The following is a 17,891-nucleotide window of genomic DNA, read 5'->3' as shown; positions in this document are numbered from 1 at the left end:
ATCAAATTAATGAAAAAGTGTTAAATTTAATATGGATAGGTGTTTTATATATGTCTCATTTGGCTAGGTCAGTTCAGAAAGGAGCTTTTTTTTGTTATTGGGTTAAAAAGAGGTAAGGATGGTGGTTTATCATAAAAATATTATGTAAAGTTATTTTTCTTGTTTAACCATAATTACATTATGTAAACTTACTTTTTTTGAATAGAATCCTCTATTATAAACAAAAGATAAAAGGTATATGTCTTATACGAGGTGAAAGTATGTCTGTACAATATGATGTTACAATTATCGGTGGAGGTATTGCTGGTCTACAGGCAGCAATCCAACTTGGACGATATAAACATAAAATAACAGTGATTGATTCAAATGACGGACGTTCCACCATTTGCAGGTCTTACCATAATATTTTAGGCTGGCCAGACGGTGTGAGTGGACAAACTTTAAGAAAACTTGGAAAAATGCAGGCTGAAAAACTTGGTGTTTCTTTTATACAAAATGAAGTTACAAAGGTTGAAAAAGCGGATGGGATATTTAAGTTATATTGCCGCGGTGGAGATACCTATTTTGCTAAAAGGTTGTTACTGGCAACAGGTGTAAAGGACAATATTCCTCCCATCAAAAACATCTACAAATGCCTTGGTTTATCAATATATGTATGTCCTGATTGTGATGGATATGAAGTAGTAGACAAACATGTAATTGTGATCGGTTCTGGAAAATCTGGTGCAAACATGGCACTCACTCTAACCTATTTTACAAAAGACATCACATTTATTAATCATGATTGGAAAAAACTTGATAGCGAATTGTTGTCAAAGTTAAAGCAAAACGGAATCACACATATCCAGGATGATACGGAGGAAGTATTGCTTGAAGAGGAATCCTCAAATTTTGTCGGTGTTCGCTTGAAAAGTGGAGAAGTCATACATGGGGACCGAGGATTTTTGGGGTTTCCAGGAAACGAAGTCCGTTCCGAACTAGCTACCCAGCTTGGCATTGAACGAACAGAAAATAAGCATATCATCGTTGATCCCAGGACAAAAAAGACAAACGTCGAGCATGTATGGGCAGCTGGAGATATAGCCGTGCACTCTGAACAAACAACGATTGCCATGGGAGACGGCATGCAAGCAGCCATTTGGATACACAAAAGCCTTTTAGAGGAAAAAACCTGCAATTAACGAAATTATCAATCCTTACATACATATGATGTAATAATAGGCTTTTATCTATTGTATCCGCTTACAAAAATAGCGTTTGTATAAGAGAAAGTTGATGAAGGGGATTCGGTGGACATTTCGTTTGGTTTTCCTCTTCATCGTGGCTATGAAGGGGGTTCACGGGGAGATTTCAGGTGGTTTTCCTCTTCATCGTGGCTATGAAGGGGATTCACGGGGAGTTTTCATCAGGTTTTCCTCTTCATCTCGGTTATGAAGGACTATACGGCCAAGATCTCACATGCTAAAGTCCTTCATCAGCACTATGAAGGACCCTACAGCCAAGATCTCACGTGCTAAAGTCCTTCATCAGCACTATGAAGGACCCTACAGCCAAGATCTCACATGCTAAAGTCCTTCATCAGCACTATGAAGGACCCTACGGCCAAGATCTCACATGCTAAAGTCCTTCATCAGCACTATGAAGGACCCTACGGCCAAGATCTCACATGCTAAAGTTCTTCATCAACACTATGAAGGACCCTACGGCCAAGATCTCACAATGCTAAAGTTCTTCATCAGCACTATGAAGCACCCTATAGCCAAGAGCTCACAATGCTAAAGTTCTTCATCAGCACTATGAAGCACCCTATAGCCAAGAGCTCACATGCTAAAGTCCTTCATCAGCACTAAGAAGGACCCTATGGCCAAGATATCACGTGTTAAAGTCCTTCATCAACCATAAAAACATAAAATTCCTAGTCCACCATCCACAGCCCAATTTTTACAACACTCAAACACAAAACACGCAGCATACCCATTACCATAATAGGACTGTAATACCATTTTTCGTGAGGAGGGGTTCGCGATGGACGCAACCCGCTTGATTAAACCTTTATTGGATAAGGAATATCCGATGATTAGCCATGGGGATGGAATCTACTTATACGACACAAATGGAAAAAGATATATCGATGGCTCATCAGGTGCCATCACGGCTAGCATCGGCCATGGCGTGAAAGAAATCATGGAAGAAATTGAAAAACAGGCTAACAAAATATCATTTGTCTACAGGTCACAGTTCACAAGTGAACCTGCAGAAAAATTGGCTAAAAAATTAAGTGACCTAGCAAAAGGCGGTGAATACTGGTCTTTTTTTGTGAACAGTGGCTCTGAGGCGACGGAAACGGCCATGAAGATTGCCATTCAGCATTGGCAAGAAAAAGGGATTAAAGGGAAAAACAAAATATTGTCACGTTGGATGAGCTACCACGGGATTACGATTGGTGCACTCTCAATGTCTGGACACACCGGAAGGAGAGCTCGCTTTGTACCATTATTAGAAGACTTTCCGACCATTCAACCACCGTATTGTTTCCGATGTCCTTTCAACGCCACTTATCCAGCTTGTAATCATATGTGTGCAACCGAGCTAGAACAAGCGATTAACAGAATTGGGGCCGATCATATTGCCGCATTTATTGCCGAGCCAATTATCGGAGCTGCGGGTGGTGCCATTGTCCCGCCTCCTGGTTATTATCAGGTGATTAAAGAAATCTGTAAAAAACACAATATCTTGTTTATTGCTGATGAGGTCATGACAGGAATGGGCCGGACCGGAAAGATGTTTGCCCTTGAACATTGGGACACACATGCTGACATCATTGCACTAGGAAAAGGTATGAGTGCGGGGTACACACCCATTGCCGCAACCCTCGTTAGTGAAAATGTAATGGAACCAATTCAAAAAGGCTCAAAGCTAATTATGAGTGGACACACCTATAGTGCGAACCCGCAATCTACAGCTGTTGCGTTAGCAGTCGTCAGCTATATTGAAACTCATAATCTAGTTGAAAAATCTGCGAAAAACGGAAAATATCTTAATACCAAACTAGAAGAATTGCAAAAAAAGCACCCGATTATCGGCGATGTTCGTGGAAAAGGGCTGATGTGTGGAATCGAATTCGTATCCGACATGATCACAAAGTTCCCTTTTAAAAAAGAAATCGACTTAACTTCACTGGTTGTTAGTCAAGGTCAAAACAATGGATTGTTACTATATCCGGCTGCAGCTGGCATTGAAGGGGTCGGTGGTGACGCTATTCTTGTAGCACCGCCTTTAACAATTACAACTCAACAAATTGATGAGTTAATCGAGCTCCTTGATCAAACATTTGAAGATGTTGAGGCAGAACTACAGAAAAAAGGAATCATTTCAACATAATCTGGAGGTGACCATAATTGATTGAAAATCGATACAATAAGATTTCAACTCTAGAAGATGCACTCACACATATCAATGATGGAACAACGGTAATGTTTGGGGGATTTGGTGGAATAGGAAGTCCCCCAGCGTTAATAGACGGATTGCTAGAAAAAAATGTGAAAGATTTGACGTTGATTGGAAATGACACCGGCTTTCCCAACATCGGAATTGGGAAACTTGTCAGTCGAGGACACGCGAAAAAATGTATTGTCTCCCATATTGGTTCGAATCCAGTTGCAGGTCAATTGATGACGGATGGAAAAATGGAAATCGAATTTTCACCCCAAGGCACACTTGCTGAACGAATCCGTGCAGGTGGTGTTGGCCTTGGTGGTATTTTAGTCGATGTTGGAATTGACAATGAAATCGTATCAAATGGGAAACAAATCATTCCAGTCGACGGCACAAACTATCTATTAGAAAAGCCTTTAACAGCGGACATTTCCATTCTTTTCGCTAAAAAGGCCGATCCATTTGGAAATCTTGTCTATGATAAGAGTGCCAGAAACATGAATCCGCTTGTTGCCATGGCTGGGAAATTCACAATTGCCGAGGTTGAGGAAATTGTTCCATTAGGAGAATTAGATCCAGAAGAAATCGTAACACCCGGAATCTATGTAGACATGATTATTAAGAGTAGAGGGGTGAATTGGAAATGGGTATGGGAGTAGATGTTCGCAATCGGATTGCAAAACGGGCTGCACAGGAAGTCAAAGATGGTATGATTGTGAATCTAGGAATTGGTATTCCTTCCCTCGTTCCAAATCACCTCCCTGAAGGGATTAATGTCATGATTCATGCTGAAAATGGCATTTTAGGGATCGGTCCAAGCCCAGAAAAAGGGTCAGAAGATGAGAATATTTGTAACGCCGCGGGCTACCCCGTAACCACCATTACAGGTTCGTCCTATTTTGATAGTTCAATTGCCTTTGGTATGATTCGGCGGGGTTATATTGATATAACCATTCTTGGATCACTTCAGGTTAGTGAAAAAGGAGACCTCGCGAACTGGATTGTTCCAGGTAAACGTGTACCTGGGATGGGTGGTGCAATGGAGTTAGCGCAAAAAGCAAAAAAAGTGATTGTTTTAATGAACCATGTCGATAAACATGGAAACTCAAAGATTGTTAAAGAGTGCAGTTTGCCTTTAACCTCTAAAAGCTGTGTTAATCTTATCATTACCGATATGGCCGTGATTGAGGTAAAAGAGGATGGCCTCCATCTATTAGAAGTGATGACTCCTTTTACAATTGAAGATGTGATAAAAAATACGAGTGCCGAATTGAAGTGGGATGAAACCATTTCACAACTAACCTAAAGGGAGGGGAAGTGTTTGAGTGATACTAACGATAAAGTGAAGAAGTGGATCCAAGAAAATAGGGGAAAAGGCATCCGTCTATTAAAAAAGCTTGTTCAAGAACCGAGTCTCCAAGGCAATGAAAGGTCTTCGCAAGCAATTATTATAGAAAAATGCCGCCAACTTGGGATGGAAATTGACATCTGGGAACCGAATGGTTCGGAACTTTTAAAGCATCCATATTTTGTTTCCCCAAGAACAAACTTTCTCGATAGTCCGAATGTAGTCGGTGTTCTAAAAGGGACAGGTGGGGGAAAATCACTTCTCTTAAATGGTCACATTGATGTTGTTCCAGAAGGTGATATCACCCAATGGGAGATGGATCCGTATTCCGCTGAAGTGAAAGATGGAAAATTATATGGGCGAGGTTCCACTGATATGAAAGGTGGAAATGTCGCAATGCTATTAGCAATCCAAGCTATCAAGGAATCTGGTATTCAACTAAAAGGCGATGTCATTTTCCAAAGTGTCATCGAAGAGGAAAGTGGTGGTGCCGGAACACTTGCAACGATTATCAAGGGCTATAAAGCAGATGGAGCCATAATCCCAGAGCCGACGAATATGAAGATTTTCCCGAAACAACAAGGTTCAATGTGGTTTAAAATTGATATTTACGGCCGAATTGCACATGGTGGAACGAGGTATGAAGGTGTTAGTGCAATCGAAAAGGCTATGACGGTAATTAACCATCTTTTGAAGCTTGAAATGATTCGCAATGCGGAGATTAATGATCCACTTTATAGAAATACGCCAATCCCAGTGCCTATTAATATTGGAAAAATAAACGGAGGAACTTGGCCGTCTTCTGTTCCAGACGTTGTTACCATTGAAGGTCGAATGGGTGTCGCCCCTGAGGAAACAATCGAGAACGCAAAAGCTGAAATGCAACAATGGCTTGAAAAATTACCTGAAATAGATCCATGGTTCCAAAACCATCCAGTTGGACTTGAGTGGTTTGGTGCACGTTGGGTGCCTGGTACAATTGATCCTGACCATGAACTAATGAATCTTTTAATCAATACGTATAAAGATGTCTTGGGGAAAGAACCAATCATTGAGGCATCTCCTTGGGGAACAGATGGCGGACTTTTAACAGCAGTCGGCAATATCCCGACCATTGTATTTGGTCCTGGAACAACTGAAGTTGCTCATTACCCAAATGAGTATATTGAGCTTGAACGGATGTTTGAAACGGCAGAAATCATTGCTCAAACGATTTTAGCATGGTGTGAAGTTTCTGAAAAATGATATGATAGATGAAAAGGCTATGCTATGAGGAGGTTTGATGTTGTCAGGTCAAAAATACAATGAACAAAAACGATTACATGCAGCTTCATATCAAGCAGACATTGTAGTAGACTATTTCAACCGGAGACTTCGTGTATTAGATTATCGAGGTAATCTTATGACCTTATTAGATGAGGTTAACGAGCTTGCAGTATTCCATTCTTTTGAAAAAGTTATTTGTATGGCTAAACGTGAGGACTTATTTGAATTTATGAAATGTGGCTTTATGATTGAGGCAATGGTTCAAAAATATTTTAATGGCAGTGATGCCTATTTTGTTACGAAGTATTTTACAAATGAAAGAAGAAATAGTGATAAATGGATGGAAGAAGAACAAATAATAACCGACATCTTAAGGAATCCGCGAAAAAATAATCAAACAAACACTCAATTTCTAATCCGCAAAGCAACACCCGAAGATGCAGGGCAACTTGCTAAATTGTATGATACTGTGTTCAAGATTTATCCAACTCCATTAAACAACCCAGACTATATTCAGAAAGCAATGAAGGATTCCACGGTTTTTTATGTCGCTCTCGACAATGGCGTGATTATTAGTAGCGCCTCAGCCGAAGTTAATTATAGCTTTCATAATGCGGAGCTAACCGATTGTGCAACCTTGGATGCGTATAGGAAACACGGCTTAATGAAGAAGCTTTTAATACAACTGGAAATGGAGCTTATTAACAATGGAATATATTGTGCCTATTCAATTGCAAGGGCACTTTCATATGGAATGAATAAAAGCTTTTACCAGTTAGGATACTCTTATACTGGCAGACTCACAAACAACTGCTATATTTTTGATAAGATTGAAGACATGAATGTGTGGGTCAAGGATTTATCAATTGACTGAACCTGCCAATTTTTCGGCAGTAAGCGCCGGATTTTCATCATGTGATGAGGGAGGTGGAGATGAGTGCAAATCGGGGAAGAACTTGTCATTGCCATTTTAGATAGTATTGATGAAGCCATACATGTTGTTAATGAGGAAGGAATCACCATCTTCTATAATCAGGTAGCAGCCGAGCATGATGGGCTTAGCCGGGATGAGGTACTTGGTAAGCATCTTCTCGAGGTCTTTCCTTCTTTAAATGAGGATTCTAGTACTCTATTAAAGGTCATTCGCACAAAACAGCCGATTTATCATCTTCCCCAAACTTATAAAAACAAATGGGGAAAGCTGATTGATACGGTAAATACGACTTTACCCATCCATATAAATGGTAAATTCATTGGTGCTGTTGAAATTGGAAAAGATTATTCGAAGATTAAAGATTTATCCAATAAATTGATGGACCTGCAATCAAAGGTTCGCAGTCCTTCAAAAAAGCCTCAGGAATTATATGGAGCAAAATACACTTTTCATGACATCCTGACGAAAAATGAGCGCTTCAACAATGTAAAAAAACAAGCAATGAAAGTTGCGAACTCATCATCAACTGTTTTAGTGTATGGTGAAACCGGAACTGGTAAGGAGCTTCTTGTGCAAGCGATTCATAATACCTCACCACGAAGGCAAGCTCCTTTTATCGCGCAAAACTGTGCAGCGTTACCCGAAAGTTTATTAGAAAGTATTTTATTTGGAACGGTTAAAGGGAGCTATACGGGAGCAGTGGACCGTGCTGGGTTATTTGAAATTGCACATGGAGGAACGCTTTTTTTAGACGAAATCAATTCGATGCCACTTGAGCTCCAATCCCGATTGCTCCGTGTCCTTGAGGATGGGATGGTTCGGAGAATTGGCAGCCCGAAGACACTTCAAGTCGATGTTCGCGTGATTGTTGCACTAAACAAATATCCAACAGATTGCGTGAGGGATCATGAACTAAGACCAGATTTGTATTATCGTTTGAATGTTTTCTCTTTAGAGATTCCTCCTTTAAAGAACAGACTTGAGGACATACCATATTTAGTCGACCACTTTGTTGGACTATATAACCATAGCTTTCAAAAAAGTGTCTCAAAGGTTGATAATGAGGTCCTTCAATTATTTGCTAATTACCTTTGGCCAGGGAATGTAAGGGAATTAAAACATATCATTGAACATGCAATGATTATGGCTGAAGGAACAGCACTTACAACGGATTTATTACCGGTTCATCTTGTCGATACCAAACCAAAGTCTACAGTCACATTAAGACCGCTTCGTGAAGTCATACAAGAAACCGAAAACTCTTTGATCGATGCAGCCATGAAAAAGTCAGGCGGGAACATCAATAGAGCGGCAAAACTTCTAGAGATTCCTCGTCAAACCCTGCAATACAAATTGCAAAAAAAAAATAATTAGACCCATATTTTCATTTAGATCTCTTTTCTACTTAACAGTTGGCATGCTACTTGCATGTTAATAAGAGTAGGGAGGAGATTTTTTATGCAGATGAACTTATATAAACCTAAGCGTCATTGGAAGGACATTGAATTATGGAAGGATGTAACGGATGAGCAGTGGAACGATTGGATTTGGCAATTGACGAATACAATTCGCACAATCGATGATTTACGTAAGGTCATTAATCTGACTCCAGAAGAAGAAGAAGGTGTCTTAATCTCCACAAAGACGATTCCTTTAAATATAACACCATATTACGCATCGTTAATGAATCCTGATGATTCACGTTGCCCAATTCGGATGCAATCAGTGCCAATTGGGAAAGAGATTTACAAAACAAAATATGATTTAGAAGATCCTCTTGAAGAAGACGAAGATTCACCAGTACCTGGTTTAACACATCGTTACCCTGACCGTGTCCTCTTCTTAGTAACGAACCAATGCTCAATGTATTGCCGCTATTGTACGAGGAGACGATTTTCCGGCCAAATCGGTATGGGTGTGCCGAAAAAACAGCTTGATGCTGCGATAGGCTACATCGCCAACACTCCTGAAGTACGTGACGTCCTTATTTCAGGTGGTGACGGCCTTCTGATCAATGACAATATTCTTGAGTACATTTTGAAAAATTTACGGGCGATTCCGCATGTGGAAATCATTCGTATCGGAACAAGGGCACCTGTTGTATTCCCGCAGCGAATTACAGAAAACCTGTGTAATATTTTAAAGAAATACCATCCTGTATGGTTAAATACACATTTTAATACGTCTATTGAGATTACAGAGGAAGCAAAAAAAGCGTGTGAAATGCTGGTTAACAGTGGTGTGCCAGTCGGAAACCAATCTGTTATTTTAGCAGGCATTAACGATAGTGTGGAAATCATGAAAAAGCTTATGCATGATTTGGTCAAAATCAGAGTTCGTCCTTATTATATTTATCAATGTGATTTATCTGAAGGAATTGGTCACTTTAGAGCACCTGTTTCTAAAGGACTAGAAATTATCGAGGGTTTACGTGGTCACACTTCAGGTTATGCCGTGCCAACCTTTGTCGTAGATGCACCTGGTGGTGGCGGAAAAATTGCGGTTCAGCCAAATTATCTGCTTTCGCAAAGTCCGGAAAAAGTGGTGTTACGTAATTTTGAAGGAGTCATCACCACGTATCCAGAGCCAGAAAACTATGTACCCGGCCGTGCAGACGCTTATTTTACAGAGCATGTAGGCTCGCTCGAAGATAAAAAATCAACTGCGGGTATAGCGGGTCTTCTAGGTGATGGCTTTAACCTTGTCCCTGAAGGCATAAACCGAATTTCTCGTAGAAAGAAATACAATGAAGACCCAAGTCATAGCACATTAAAAGATAAACGTGATAAACGGGACGAATTGAAGGAGAAAAAATACCAATCTACTTTACAAAAAATGAAGGGCTCTAGTAAGGAAGATGAAAAATCTAGTTAAATGTGATTGGAGGTTATATTGTTGAATTGTATGTGGTGTGATTCGGAAAAGGCGAAAGAAGCAACAAACAGTGTATTTTGGGAACTTCCAGATGGAACAAGAGCAATTGAAATTACCGATACACCTAGTGTAAAGTGTGATGAATGCGGAATGGAGTATCAAGAAGAAAACATAATAAATGAAATTGAAGACCAACTCATGTTAATCGATACAAAAAAACTTTTGAAGACAATTAGCTATAAAGAACTAATGGAGATTCCGCGATTTTTAAAGCATAACTACTTCCGTTTTTAAGTCATTTTCAGTTGACTTGATTCGATATCATGATAAAATGACAAAACGAACGCTTATGTAGGATGTGGTTGTTATGGGAAAGTCATTTTATCACTATATTGTAAAATTTCGTACGGCAAAAGCGAAAGATGAGATTAGTCAATTTGCAAATGACATCTATTTGGATCATAGCTTTCCAATCTATTCGAAGGATTACAATGAATTAAGCTCTTATTTGGAGTTAAACGGCCAATATTTAAAAAGTATGTCTACTTTCGATAAGGCCTGGGATCTTTATGAAAACGAAGATTGATATAAACCACTGAGATGCAGAATCTCGGTGGTTTTTTACGTTTTCTGAGCAACTAGATATTAAGAATGAAAAAATACTGTCACTATCCAAGATTTTCTGTCACTAGGTTAAATTACTGCCACTAACTTGGATTTACTGCCGCTATCCATGTTTTACTCCCACTATTTTAAAAATACTGCCACTAACATTCTCCCCAAAATAAACCTCTATAACGAACACTTCACCTCCACAAATTTTAGGCTCGCCCACCCTTAATATTTCTTGATTCACAAGCCCTATTATATTGCCGTTTTGCAAAAGACTTGCATATACTATGTCACACCCTTTAAATCGACACCAAAGCAGAGGGATGAGGATATGGATGATAAAAGCAAAAAGCCAAAATACAAAATCGGGGATATCGTCGTTGTTAAGTTATATGGAACAGTTGGATCTGTGACCGATATCCGTAAGCTAGATGGAAACTTTCTATATAAAGTTAATAAAGGCGAGGCATTTTACTCAGAATCGGCCCTAACCTTGCTTTCCCAATATAAAGCAAGGCCGATGGAAATTGAAAAAATCGATATTGAATACAAATATTATTTTGGTGACCTTGTCTTTGTGCAAGGATATGACAATGATGTGTTTAAAATTGTTGGGATTCACACTGAAATTTGGAGATACAAAGAGGGTGCGTGGGAGGATGTGATTTACGAACTAGCGAGAGTGACAGACGGTGAGTGGCTCGAAGCAGGAGAGGATGAGCTGACACTACTTGCAGACTTTGATCAAGCTGAAACATTCCTTCAAAAATATTCGTTGAAGTATTTTGTGAAAAAGAAAAACAATAATGCGGGGATGTATGAAAATATGGATATCTATCGTAAATCCGAGAAAGATCATATGCGTATTAAAAAAGAGAAAAAAGAAATCATTGACGGTTTATTAGATGTGTACAACGACTACAAGATCCTGTACGACATGTTCCAGGATCAGAAATATAAAGATGTTATGGATTTAGCAATGAAAAATCTACAAAAATTTGAGTCTGGGAAAGGTAACGATTAACCCATGAGTAACGCTTGTACTAACACATAAAAGAAATAAGGGATCCCTAAAAACAAAATAAACGAAAATAATCCTTTTGTTACTTTTCCTAACACTTTGTCAAACCCGTCTCCGTCAATAAATGCTAGTAATTTATTGGTGCGATTCACTTCTGCTTGTACTGGAAATTTTACAATAACGGCTTGCTTTGTCATGAGAACCCCTCCATTAGGCTTGTCCAATTCTTATATTCCATCCTATGTATGAACTTTTGATTTCATGACTAAAAAATAATATACATATGAAATGACATAGGTGACGTTTTTACATCATACATCTTAAGTAAAGGGGGCGATCATGCTGAAGGAGATTGAGGTTGTTATTGATACGGAGGAAATTGCAGAGTTTTTCTATAACGAGCTTGTCCAAAGGGGATTTGCCCCAAGCGAGGAAGAGCTAGAGGAACTAGCAGATATTACTTTTGAATACTTACTCTTTAAATGTGTAATTGACGAAGAAGAAGACTAGGTACATATGACGGCGGGGAAACCCGTCGTTTTTTAATGAAAAAATATCATTTCTGTAGAAACTTTTTTCATGCCCAGTCGTATAGTTTTATATCAAGCATTAGGAGGAATGACCATGTCTTTATTTAATAAACTTTTTTCAAGTATTGGGATAGGAAGTGCAAGAGTTGATACTAAGTTAACAACTGACCAACTTAGGGCTGGTGACAAGGTTTCTGGCGTTGTTGAAATTGTTGGAGGAAATACGGAACAACAAATCGACGAGATTTATCTTTCCTTAATGACAACCTACATTAAAGAATCGAATGACAAAAAGTTTAACCAACAAGCAACGATTGAAAAAGTGAAAATTGTTGAGCGTTTTACAATTGGAAGTAACGAAAGACGTGAAATTCCATTTTCATTCGTCCTCCCACTTGATACACCTGTAACGTTCGGGAAATCAAAAGTGTGGATTCACACAGGCTTAGATATTAAAAATGCAATTGACCCATCAGATAAAGATTATATTTCAGTTTCTCCATCACCACTTGCAGCAGGTGTGTTGAATGCGGTATATGATTTAGGCTTTAGCTTACGTAAGGTAGATTGCGAAGCGGCACCATACCGACTAAGAAGACGATTACCATTTGTACAGGAATTTGAGTTTGTCCCAACGAGTGGACAATATCGTGGAAGATTAGATGAAGTAGAAGTAATGTTCTTCCCTCAATCTGAAGATCGGGTGGAAGTGATGATGCAGGTGGATCGACGTGCACGTGGGTTAAGTAGCTTCCTTGCTGAGGCATTGGATATGGATGAATCCTTTGTAAACTTCACTGTAACGACGAATGATCTTCCAAATCTCAAATCAAAAATTAACCAAATTATTAGCCGCCATAGCTAATTGAAAAAGGGCGCCCTGCAATCGGACGCCCTTTTTCAATTTATTCATTATGCCCTGGTCCGTTTTTACGGCCACCAGCAGCTGAAAATTCTTTACCGTGAGCGATTTGTTCCGCTTCAATTGCTTCAGGTGGAGTATGGTTGTTTTTCTTTGGAGCATTAATACGATTACGATTTTTCTTACCCATTTTATTCCCTCCAATAGGATGTTCAAAAAGTCCGGTGAAATGACACATCGAATTTCTTCGTTGGCTTGCTTTTCCGCTCCTCGCGTATCAATTACATACGTTCCGGTGCTCGAAGCTTCGCCGCCTCGAACTTCTTGGTCCTTTTCATCCTCCTTTTGAACTCTCTTTTAATTATTTAGGCTGCATAAAGCCATCTTTTGCTTTTTTCGATGTATTTGGCGGATTTCCAACACCTTTTGTGGTGTCAGTTGCATTTGCATAGTCAACAGCTTGTCTTAATTTTTTGCTCATTTTTTCGTTTGCCATGTACGAATACCCCCTTTTTGATGATGATACAATCTTATCTTTCCCCATATTTTTGCGTTAATCAAACTTTTTAAGTAGAATGGAATTGTGGTAACATAGTAAAAGTGTAATTTTACCTACATAGGAGGATCATGAATGAGTACACATATTGGAGCAAAGCAAGGGGATATCGCTGAAACAATATTGCTTCCAGGAGACCCATTGCGTGCAAAGTATATTGCTGAAAACTTTCTTGAAAATGTTCAATGCTACAATGAAGTTCGTGGAATGCTCGGTTTTACCGGTACATATAAAGGAAAGCGCGTGTCTGTCCAAGGAACAGGTATGGGGGTTCCATCCATTTCAATATACATACATGAATTAATGAATGAATATGGAGTCCAAAACTTAATTCGAGTTGGAACTTGCGGTGCGATTCAAAAGGATGTGAAAGTACGAGATGTCATTTTAGCGATGACTTCCTCAACGAACTCACAAATGAACCGCATCAATTTTGGTAGTGTCGATTATGCCCCAACAGCATCATTTGATTTATTGAAAAAAGCATATGAAGCAGGGACTGAAAAAGGTCTTAATCTTAAAGTTGGAAATGTCTTCACTAGTGACGTTTTCTATAATGAAAATGCTGAATTAGAAAAATGGGCACAGTATGGGATTCTTGCGATTGAAATGGAAACAACGGCACTCTACACATTAGCGGCGAAATTTGGTCGCAATGCATTATCAGTTTTAACAGTAAGTGATCATATTTTAACGGGAGAAGAAACAACAGCTGAAGAACGTCAAACAACTTTTAATGATATGATTGAGGTTGCTCTAGAAGCAGCGTTGAAGGAATAAATAAACTATATCCGGCCGAGCAAAACACCGCTGAATATAGTTTATGCCTACGGCGGATGCCACGATTTTTCAGAGAGAATTTTTCGAGCAGTAAGTAAGATTAAAGACTACAAACGCCACATCCTGTGGCAACGTCTTTATGACCCACTTCATGTGGGCCTAAAAATCGGGCACAAATACGCCAAGGCGCATTTGATTAAGGGGAAAAGATTTCGGGATTCGAGATTTTTTCCTCTTTTATTAGGGTGATAATTATGAAAAATCGATTTATTAGATATGGTGTGACGTTAGCAGCTGTCTTGTTTGTTGCCTTTTTCGGCTCAAAAATCATTTCTCCATCTGAGTCTTTTACCGACACTGATGAGGAGGTAAAAAGCCAACTGGTTGTGAATGGCTTTAAGATAGATGGGATTACCTTTTATGGGAATCAAGTTCTCGCCTTGTTAGAGGAAAACGGTCAAAAAAAACTTTACATCGGGGACCGACAACAAGCTGTAATTGAGAACGTGACACCATGGGTGGATTACCAAGTTCCTAACAGTCCTGATAAAAGTTATAGAGGGGTAGAAGTGAATCCGGACGCACACTTGTTGTATTTATACGGAAAGAAAGATGACGGCAGCAATTTTATCGAGATGATTAATATTGGCACGAAAGAAACCGTTTCCGAAATTCCGTTTGAGGGTTCTGCTAAAATCAGTAATATTAAGTTTAAAAACGGCTATGAAGAAGGGATGCTCTATGCCAAGACAAATCCCGAAAAGCAAAAAGCCGAAATCATTTTTAACACACCTGAATTTGATTCCCATATGGACCTATTCGTCGTTGACCTTCCATCAAAAAAGGCGACTGTTGACTGGGTCGATGCAGATCCCGAGCTGGAGCATATTGTCTACACAATTAAAGACCAAGGGAAGATTTCTGCTTTTGTTCATGATTTAGCGACCAATAAGACAACCCAACTTGATAAAATAAGTGGAGATAAGTTTCTATTTGATGGGGAACAGCTCATCGGTTTTAAATCAAAAAAGGACAAACTGGACATTAAAGAGTTCAAATATAAACAAATGACATCGACTAAAGAACCTGAGAACGTAACTTATGATATCGTGATTAAAAATGGAATTGTGATAGATCCAGACAAGGAAACCATGAAAATTGGCTATCATGTTGGAATTAAGGACGACAAAGTGGCTGCGGTTACTAAATCACCTATACGTGGAGAGACCGAAATTGATGCGTATCAAAAAATCGTAAGTCCCGGCTTTATAGATATGCTTTCGTTCAATCCAAATCCAATGGCAGCAAAGTTCAAGATTGGTGATGGGGTAACAACAAATCTTTCCATGCATGGGTGTACGGTTGATTTTAACGGTTTTTTTAATCAATATGAAAATCATCCAACATCAGTAAACTATGGGGGTGCCTTGTTTGCGGTACGTTTACGTTATGAAGCCGGACTTGGCAACCATGGCACACCAACTCAGGAACAAATTGACTATATGGTAAAACGGGCAAATGAGGAAATTAAAAAAGGTGCGCTCGCACTTGCTTTTAGCCCTGAGTATTATCCAGGAACAACTCCTGATGAAATCAGGGCCCTCATGAAAGTTGCAAAGGAATATGGCATTGTTACACATTTCCATGGTAGGCATTCTAGTCTAACAGGCGAACATACAAGTATTGATTCAGTAAAAGAAGTTCTTGGTTATGCAAGGGAGTTAGATGCCCCGGTTCATTTTATGCATCTTCACAGTACAGGTGGGACAGGTGCGATGGATGAAGCAATAGCCCTAATTGAAGAAGCTCGTGCTGATGGCTACCAAGTTACATATGATGTGTACCCATACGATTCTTGGGCAACAGATATTTCATTTGAGCGTCTCAGTGGAGACTGGCAATCAAGGTTTGGCATATCCTATTCCGACATTCAAGTAGCGGGTACAACTGAGAGACTAACGGAGGAAACATTTCCTATTTACCGTAAGAAAGGTGGACAAGTTATTGTTTATGCGATGGATGAGGACGAGCTCATTCAAGCATTACAAGTAGACCATAGTATGATTGGTAGCGATGCAACGATGGACAGTGAGTTTAATCATCCACGAGGAGCGGGAACCTTTTCGAGGTTTATCGGGCGTTACATTCGTGACCTTGATATCTTACCACTGATGGAAGGGATGAAGAAAATTACCATTCATTCCGCAAGACAACTTGAAGAAGTTGCACCAGCTATGAGTACAAGAGGAAGGCTTCATGTTGGAGCTACCGCAGATATTACGGTTTTTGACTACCATGAGATCATCGACACTTCAACAGCCGAAAAACCAGCATCCTTATCCAAAGGGATTGATTATGTTATTGTATCTGGTAGTGTTGCAAAAGACGAAACAGGTGTACAAACTCAGGTTAAAAATGGACAACCGATAATGGGGGTATTCGAATAAAATTTTTCCTCGCCTTTATCATCATATTCCTTTAAAAAAAGCAGATACTTTTATAGAGGTGATTTTGATGAATCATGAAAAGGATTTTGATCGGGATCATGATCGTGAAGATGCGTTAACCGAGGATGCTTTAAAGGAAGTTCTAGAAACAGCCTATACTGCAGAGTCTGAACTGATGCGACGCTACTTGATTACCTCAGAAAGAGTTCATAATGATCCTGAACTGAAAGAAAGACTTGCGAACTTCGCAGAAGGAAATGCAAAGCGCACGAAACAGCTCCAAAATGAAATTTCAAAACTTCACTAATCAAAGCCACGAGGGAATCACACCTTCGTGGCTTTTATAGATACATGAAATATTCATTTATTGTTTATGCTAAATGTAAATAATCATCGGAGGTGTGAAAATGCCTGAGTTGCCAGAAATGGAAACATACAAAAACCTCCTTCAACTAAAAGTAGCAGGTCATGTCATTCAAGATGTGGAAGTAAATCGTGAAAAATCCATCAATACTTCGGTTTCTGATTTTACTAAAGAGCTTGTCGGAAATAAAATTACTCAAATCCGCCGTAGAGGGAAGCATCTCATTTTTGAACTTGAAAGCGGAAATAAATTACTTCTTCATCTTATGCTTGGCGGTTTGATGTATATTGAAACAAATAACGATTCAATTTCAAGAACAAAACAAGTAATTCTTCGATTTACATCCCATCAACTTTGTTTTATTGGATTAAGATTAGGATACTTACATCTACTAACGCCTGACCAAGTTGAATCCGAATTAGCAGATTTAGGGCCAGAACCTCTGCAACCTGGTTTTACACTTCAATCTTTTGAAGATTTAGTTGAAAACAAAAGGGGAATGCTTAAAACAACGCTTGTCGATCAGGATTTTATTGCAGGGATCGGTAATTGTTACTCTGATGAAATTTGCTTTGCTGCAGAACTTCTACCAACCAGGACGTTTGATACATTGGATGATACACAAGTTCAAAAATTGTATCAATCGATTCATTCTGTATTTCAAGATGCCATTCGATTTGGTGGATACATGGAACAGCCACTTTTTAAGGGGGATCATTTAACCGGCGGTTATGATGAAAAATGTAAAGTATATGACCGAGAAGGTGAAGTGTGCGTTCGTTGTGGATCCATCATAAAGAAGAAAGAAGTGTCATCCAGGAAAACATTTTTCTGTGCAAATTGCCAATTCTAAAAAAATACA

The 17,891-nt window shown here is 39.2% G+C and carries 20 protein-coding genes; 17 read left to right on the top strand and 3 right to left on the bottom strand.

Annotated elements, in window-relative coordinates; all coding sequences use genetic code 11:
* The first annotated feature begins 260 nt into the window (after positions 1 to 260).
* The 11 genes from ACR65M_RS12405 to yodN all read left to right on the top strand — a co-directional run bounded on the left by ACR65M_RS12405 (position 261) and on the right by yodN (position 11,493).
* A complete protein-coding gene (locus tag ACR65M_RS12405) occupies positions 261 to 1,181 on the top strand; it encodes an NAD(P)/FAD-dependent oxidoreductase (RefSeq protein ID WP_341331620.1) in 921 nt (306 codons plus the stop codon).
* Between the two features lie 844 nt (positions 1,182 to 2,025).
* A complete protein-coding gene (locus ACR65M_RS12400) occupies positions 2,026 to 3,381 on the top strand; it encodes an aspartate aminotransferase family protein (protein ID WP_440273449.1) in 1,356 nt (451 codons plus the stop codon).
* A 20-nt stretch (positions 3,382 to 3,401) separates the two neighbouring features.
* Complete coding sequence (locus ACR65M_RS12395) at positions 3,402 to 4,094, top strand: CoA transferase subunit A (protein WP_341333537.1); 693 nt, start codon at positions 3,402 to 3,404, stop codon at positions 4,092 to 4,094.
* A complete protein-coding gene (locus ACR65M_RS12390) occupies positions 4,079 to 4,741 on the top strand; it encodes a 3-oxoacid CoA-transferase subunit B (protein ID WP_341331622.1) in 663 nt (220 codons plus the stop codon). Before ACR65M_RS12395 ends, ACR65M_RS12390 begins: the two co-directional genes overlap by 16 nt.
* Positions 4,742 to 4,756: 15 nt before the next feature.
* A complete protein-coding gene (locus ACR65M_RS12385; RefSeq protein ID WP_341331623.1) occupies positions 4,757 to 6,028 on the top strand; it encodes a peptidase in 1,272 nt (423 codons plus the stop codon).
* A gap of 40 nt (positions 6,029 to 6,068) precedes the next feature.
* Positions 6,069 to 6,923, top strand: a complete 855-nt coding sequence (gene ablB / locus ACR65M_RS12380) for a putative beta-lysine N-acetyltransferase (protein ID WP_341331624.1) — start codon at positions 6,069 to 6,071, stop codon at positions 6,921 to 6,923.
* Between the two features lie 63 nt (positions 6,924 to 6,986).
* On the top strand, positions 6,987 to 8,357 hold the full coding sequence (locus ACR65M_RS12375) for a sigma-54 interaction domain-containing protein (protein ID WP_341331625.1): 1,371 nt from the start codon (positions 6,987 to 6,989) through the stop codon (positions 8,355 to 8,357).
* Between the two features lie 84 nt (positions 8,358 to 8,441).
* Positions 8,442 to 9,857, top strand: a complete 1,416-nt coding sequence (kamA, locus tag ACR65M_RS12370) for a lysine 2,3-aminomutase (protein ID WP_440273448.1) — start codon at positions 8,442 to 8,444, stop codon at positions 9,855 to 9,857.
* Between the two features lie 21 nt (positions 9,858 to 9,878).
* Entirely contained in the window at positions 9,879 to 10,151 is a 273-nt protein-coding gene (locus tag ACR65M_RS12365) for a YokU family protein (RefSeq protein ID WP_341331627.1), read from the top strand.
* 73 nt (positions 10,152 to 10,224) lie between these two features.
* Complete coding sequence (locus tag ACR65M_RS12360) at positions 10,225 to 10,443, top strand: YozE family protein (RefSeq protein WP_121448634.1); 219 nt, start codon at positions 10,225 to 10,227, stop codon at positions 10,441 to 10,443.
* 357 nt (positions 10,444 to 10,800) lie between these two features.
* Positions 10,801 to 11,493 carry a germination protein YodN gene (gene yodN, locus ACR65M_RS12355; RefSeq protein WP_341331628.1) on the top strand — a complete coding sequence of 231 codons (693 nt, stop codon included), beginning with the start codon at positions 10,801 to 10,803 and terminating at the stop codon, positions 11,491 to 11,493.
* Here the strand turns inward: yodN and ACR65M_RS12350 are convergent.
* On the bottom strand, positions 11,490 to 11,687 hold the full coding sequence (locus ACR65M_RS12350; protein ID WP_341331629.1) for a hypothetical protein: 198 nt from the start codon (positions 11,685 to 11,687) through the stop codon (positions 11,490 to 11,492). The two genes, yodN and ACR65M_RS12350, sit on opposite strands and share 4 nt — an antisense overlap.
* A gap of 145 nt (positions 11,688 to 11,832) precedes the next feature.
* Here ACR65M_RS12350 and ACR65M_RS12345 point away from each other — a divergent pair, with 145 nt between their 5' ends.
* Both ACR65M_RS12345 and ACR65M_RS12340 read left to right on the top strand, forming a co-directional pair.
* Positions 11,833 to 12,000 carry a YozD family protein gene (locus ACR65M_RS12345; RefSeq protein WP_121448698.1) on the top strand — a complete coding sequence of 56 codons (168 nt, stop codon included), beginning with the start codon at positions 11,833 to 11,835 and terminating at the stop codon, positions 11,998 to 12,000.
* 114 nt (positions 12,001 to 12,114) lie between these two features.
* Positions 12,115 to 12,885, top strand: coding sequence for a sporulation protein (locus tag ACR65M_RS12340; protein ID WP_341331630.1), 771 nt, complete (start codon positions 12,115 to 12,117; stop codon positions 12,883 to 12,885).
* A 40-nt stretch (positions 12,886 to 12,925) separates the two neighbouring features.
* Here ACR65M_RS12340 and yoyE read toward each other — a convergent pair whose 3' ends face one another.
* A complete protein-coding gene (yoyE, locus tag ACR65M_RS12335; protein WP_010281467.1) occupies positions 12,926 to 13,072 on the bottom strand; it encodes a protein YoyE in 147 nt (48 codons plus the stop codon).
* Between the two features lie 171 nt (positions 13,073 to 13,243).
* A complete protein-coding gene (locus ACR65M_RS12330) occupies positions 13,244 to 13,378 on the bottom strand; it encodes a hypothetical protein (protein ID WP_281254514.1) in 135 nt (44 codons plus the stop codon).
* Positions 13,379 to 13,513: 135 nt separating this feature from the next.
* Between ACR65M_RS12330 and deoD the strand changes: the two genes are divergently transcribed.
* The 4 genes from deoD to mutM all read left to right on the top strand — a co-directional run bounded on the left by deoD (position 13,514) and on the right by mutM (position 17,882).
* On the top strand, positions 13,514 to 14,218 hold the full coding sequence (deoD, locus tag ACR65M_RS12325) for a purine-nucleoside phosphorylase (RefSeq protein WP_099353011.1): 705 nt from the start codon (positions 13,514 to 13,516) through the stop codon (positions 14,216 to 14,218).
* A 254-nt stretch (positions 14,219 to 14,472) separates the two neighbouring features.
* Positions 14,473 to 16,665, top strand: coding sequence for an amidohydrolase family protein (locus ACR65M_RS12320; RefSeq protein ID WP_341331631.1), 2,193 nt, complete (start codon positions 14,473 to 14,475; stop codon positions 16,663 to 16,665).
* 67 nt (positions 16,666 to 16,732) lie between these two features.
* Entirely contained in the window at positions 16,733 to 16,972 is a 240-nt protein-coding gene (locus tag ACR65M_RS12315) for a hypothetical protein (RefSeq protein ID WP_121448699.1), read from the top strand.
* A gap of 100 nt (positions 16,973 to 17,072) precedes the next feature.
* A complete protein-coding gene (mutM, locus tag ACR65M_RS12310) occupies positions 17,073 to 17,882 on the top strand; it encodes a bifunctional DNA-formamidopyrimidine glycosylase/DNA-(apurinic or apyrimidinic site) lyase (RefSeq protein WP_440273447.1) in 810 nt (269 codons plus the stop codon).
* The last annotated feature ends 9 nt before the right edge of the window (positions 17,883 to 17,891 follow it).

Source organism: Ferdinandcohnia sp. SAFN-114 (genome assembly GCF_059415045.1).
This window is presented reverse-complemented; position numbering and strand designations above follow the sequence as displayed.

What these genes read in the sequence shown, in the direction of transcription:
- yodN (WP_341331628.1), top strand. Translation starts at nt 10,801, where the DNA reads ATGGATGATAAAAGCAAAAAGCCAAAATACAAAATCGGGGATATCGTC.
- ACR65M_RS12400 (WP_440273449.1), top strand. Translation starts at nt 2,026, where the DNA reads ATGGACGCAACCCGCTTGATTAAACCTTTATTGGATAAGGAATATCCG.
- ACR65M_RS12330 (WP_281254514.1), bottom strand. Translation starts at nt 13,378, where the DNA reads ATGGCAAACGAAAAAATGAGCAAAAAATTAAGACAAGCTGTTGACTAT.
- ACR65M_RS12320 (WP_341331631.1), top strand. Translation starts at nt 14,473, where the DNA reads ATGAAAAATCGATTTATTAGATATGGTGTGACGTTAGCAGCTGTCTTG.
- mutM (WP_440273447.1), top strand. Translation starts at nt 17,073, where the DNA reads ATGCCTGAGTTGCCAGAAATGGAAACATACAAAAACCTCCTTCAACTA.
- ACR65M_RS12340 (WP_341331630.1), top strand. Translation starts at nt 12,115, where the DNA reads ATGTCTTTATTTAATAAACTTTTTTCAAGTATTGGGATAGGAAGTGCA.
- ACR65M_RS12390 (WP_341331622.1), top strand. Translation starts at nt 4,079, where the DNA reads ATGGGTATGGGAGTAGATGTTCGCAATCGGATTGCAAAACGGGCTGCA.
- yoyE (WP_010281467.1), bottom strand. Translation starts at nt 13,072, where the DNA reads ATGGGTAAGAAAAATCGTAATCGTATTAATGCTCCAAAGAAAAACAAC.
- kamA (WP_440273448.1), top strand. Translation starts at nt 8,442, where the DNA reads ATGCAGATGAACTTATATAAACCTAAGCGTCATTGGAAGGACATTGAA.
- ACR65M_RS12405 (WP_341331620.1), top strand. Translation starts at nt 261, where the DNA reads ATGTCTGTACAATATGATGTTACAATTATCGGTGGAGGTATTGCTGGT.
- ACR65M_RS12360 (WP_121448634.1), top strand. Translation starts at nt 10,225, where the DNA reads ATGGGAAAGTCATTTTATCACTATATTGTAAAATTTCGTACGGCAAAA.
- ACR65M_RS12315 (WP_121448699.1), top strand. Translation starts at nt 16,733, where the DNA reads ATGAATCATGAAAAGGATTTTGATCGGGATCATGATCGTGAAGATGCG.
- deoD (WP_099353011.1), top strand. Translation starts at nt 13,514, where the DNA reads ATGAGTACACATATTGGAGCAAAGCAAGGGGATATCGCTGAAACAATA.
- ACR65M_RS12350 (WP_341331629.1), bottom strand. Translation starts at nt 11,687, where the DNA reads ATGACAAAGCAAGCCGTTATTGTAAAATTTCCAGTACAAGCAGAAGTG.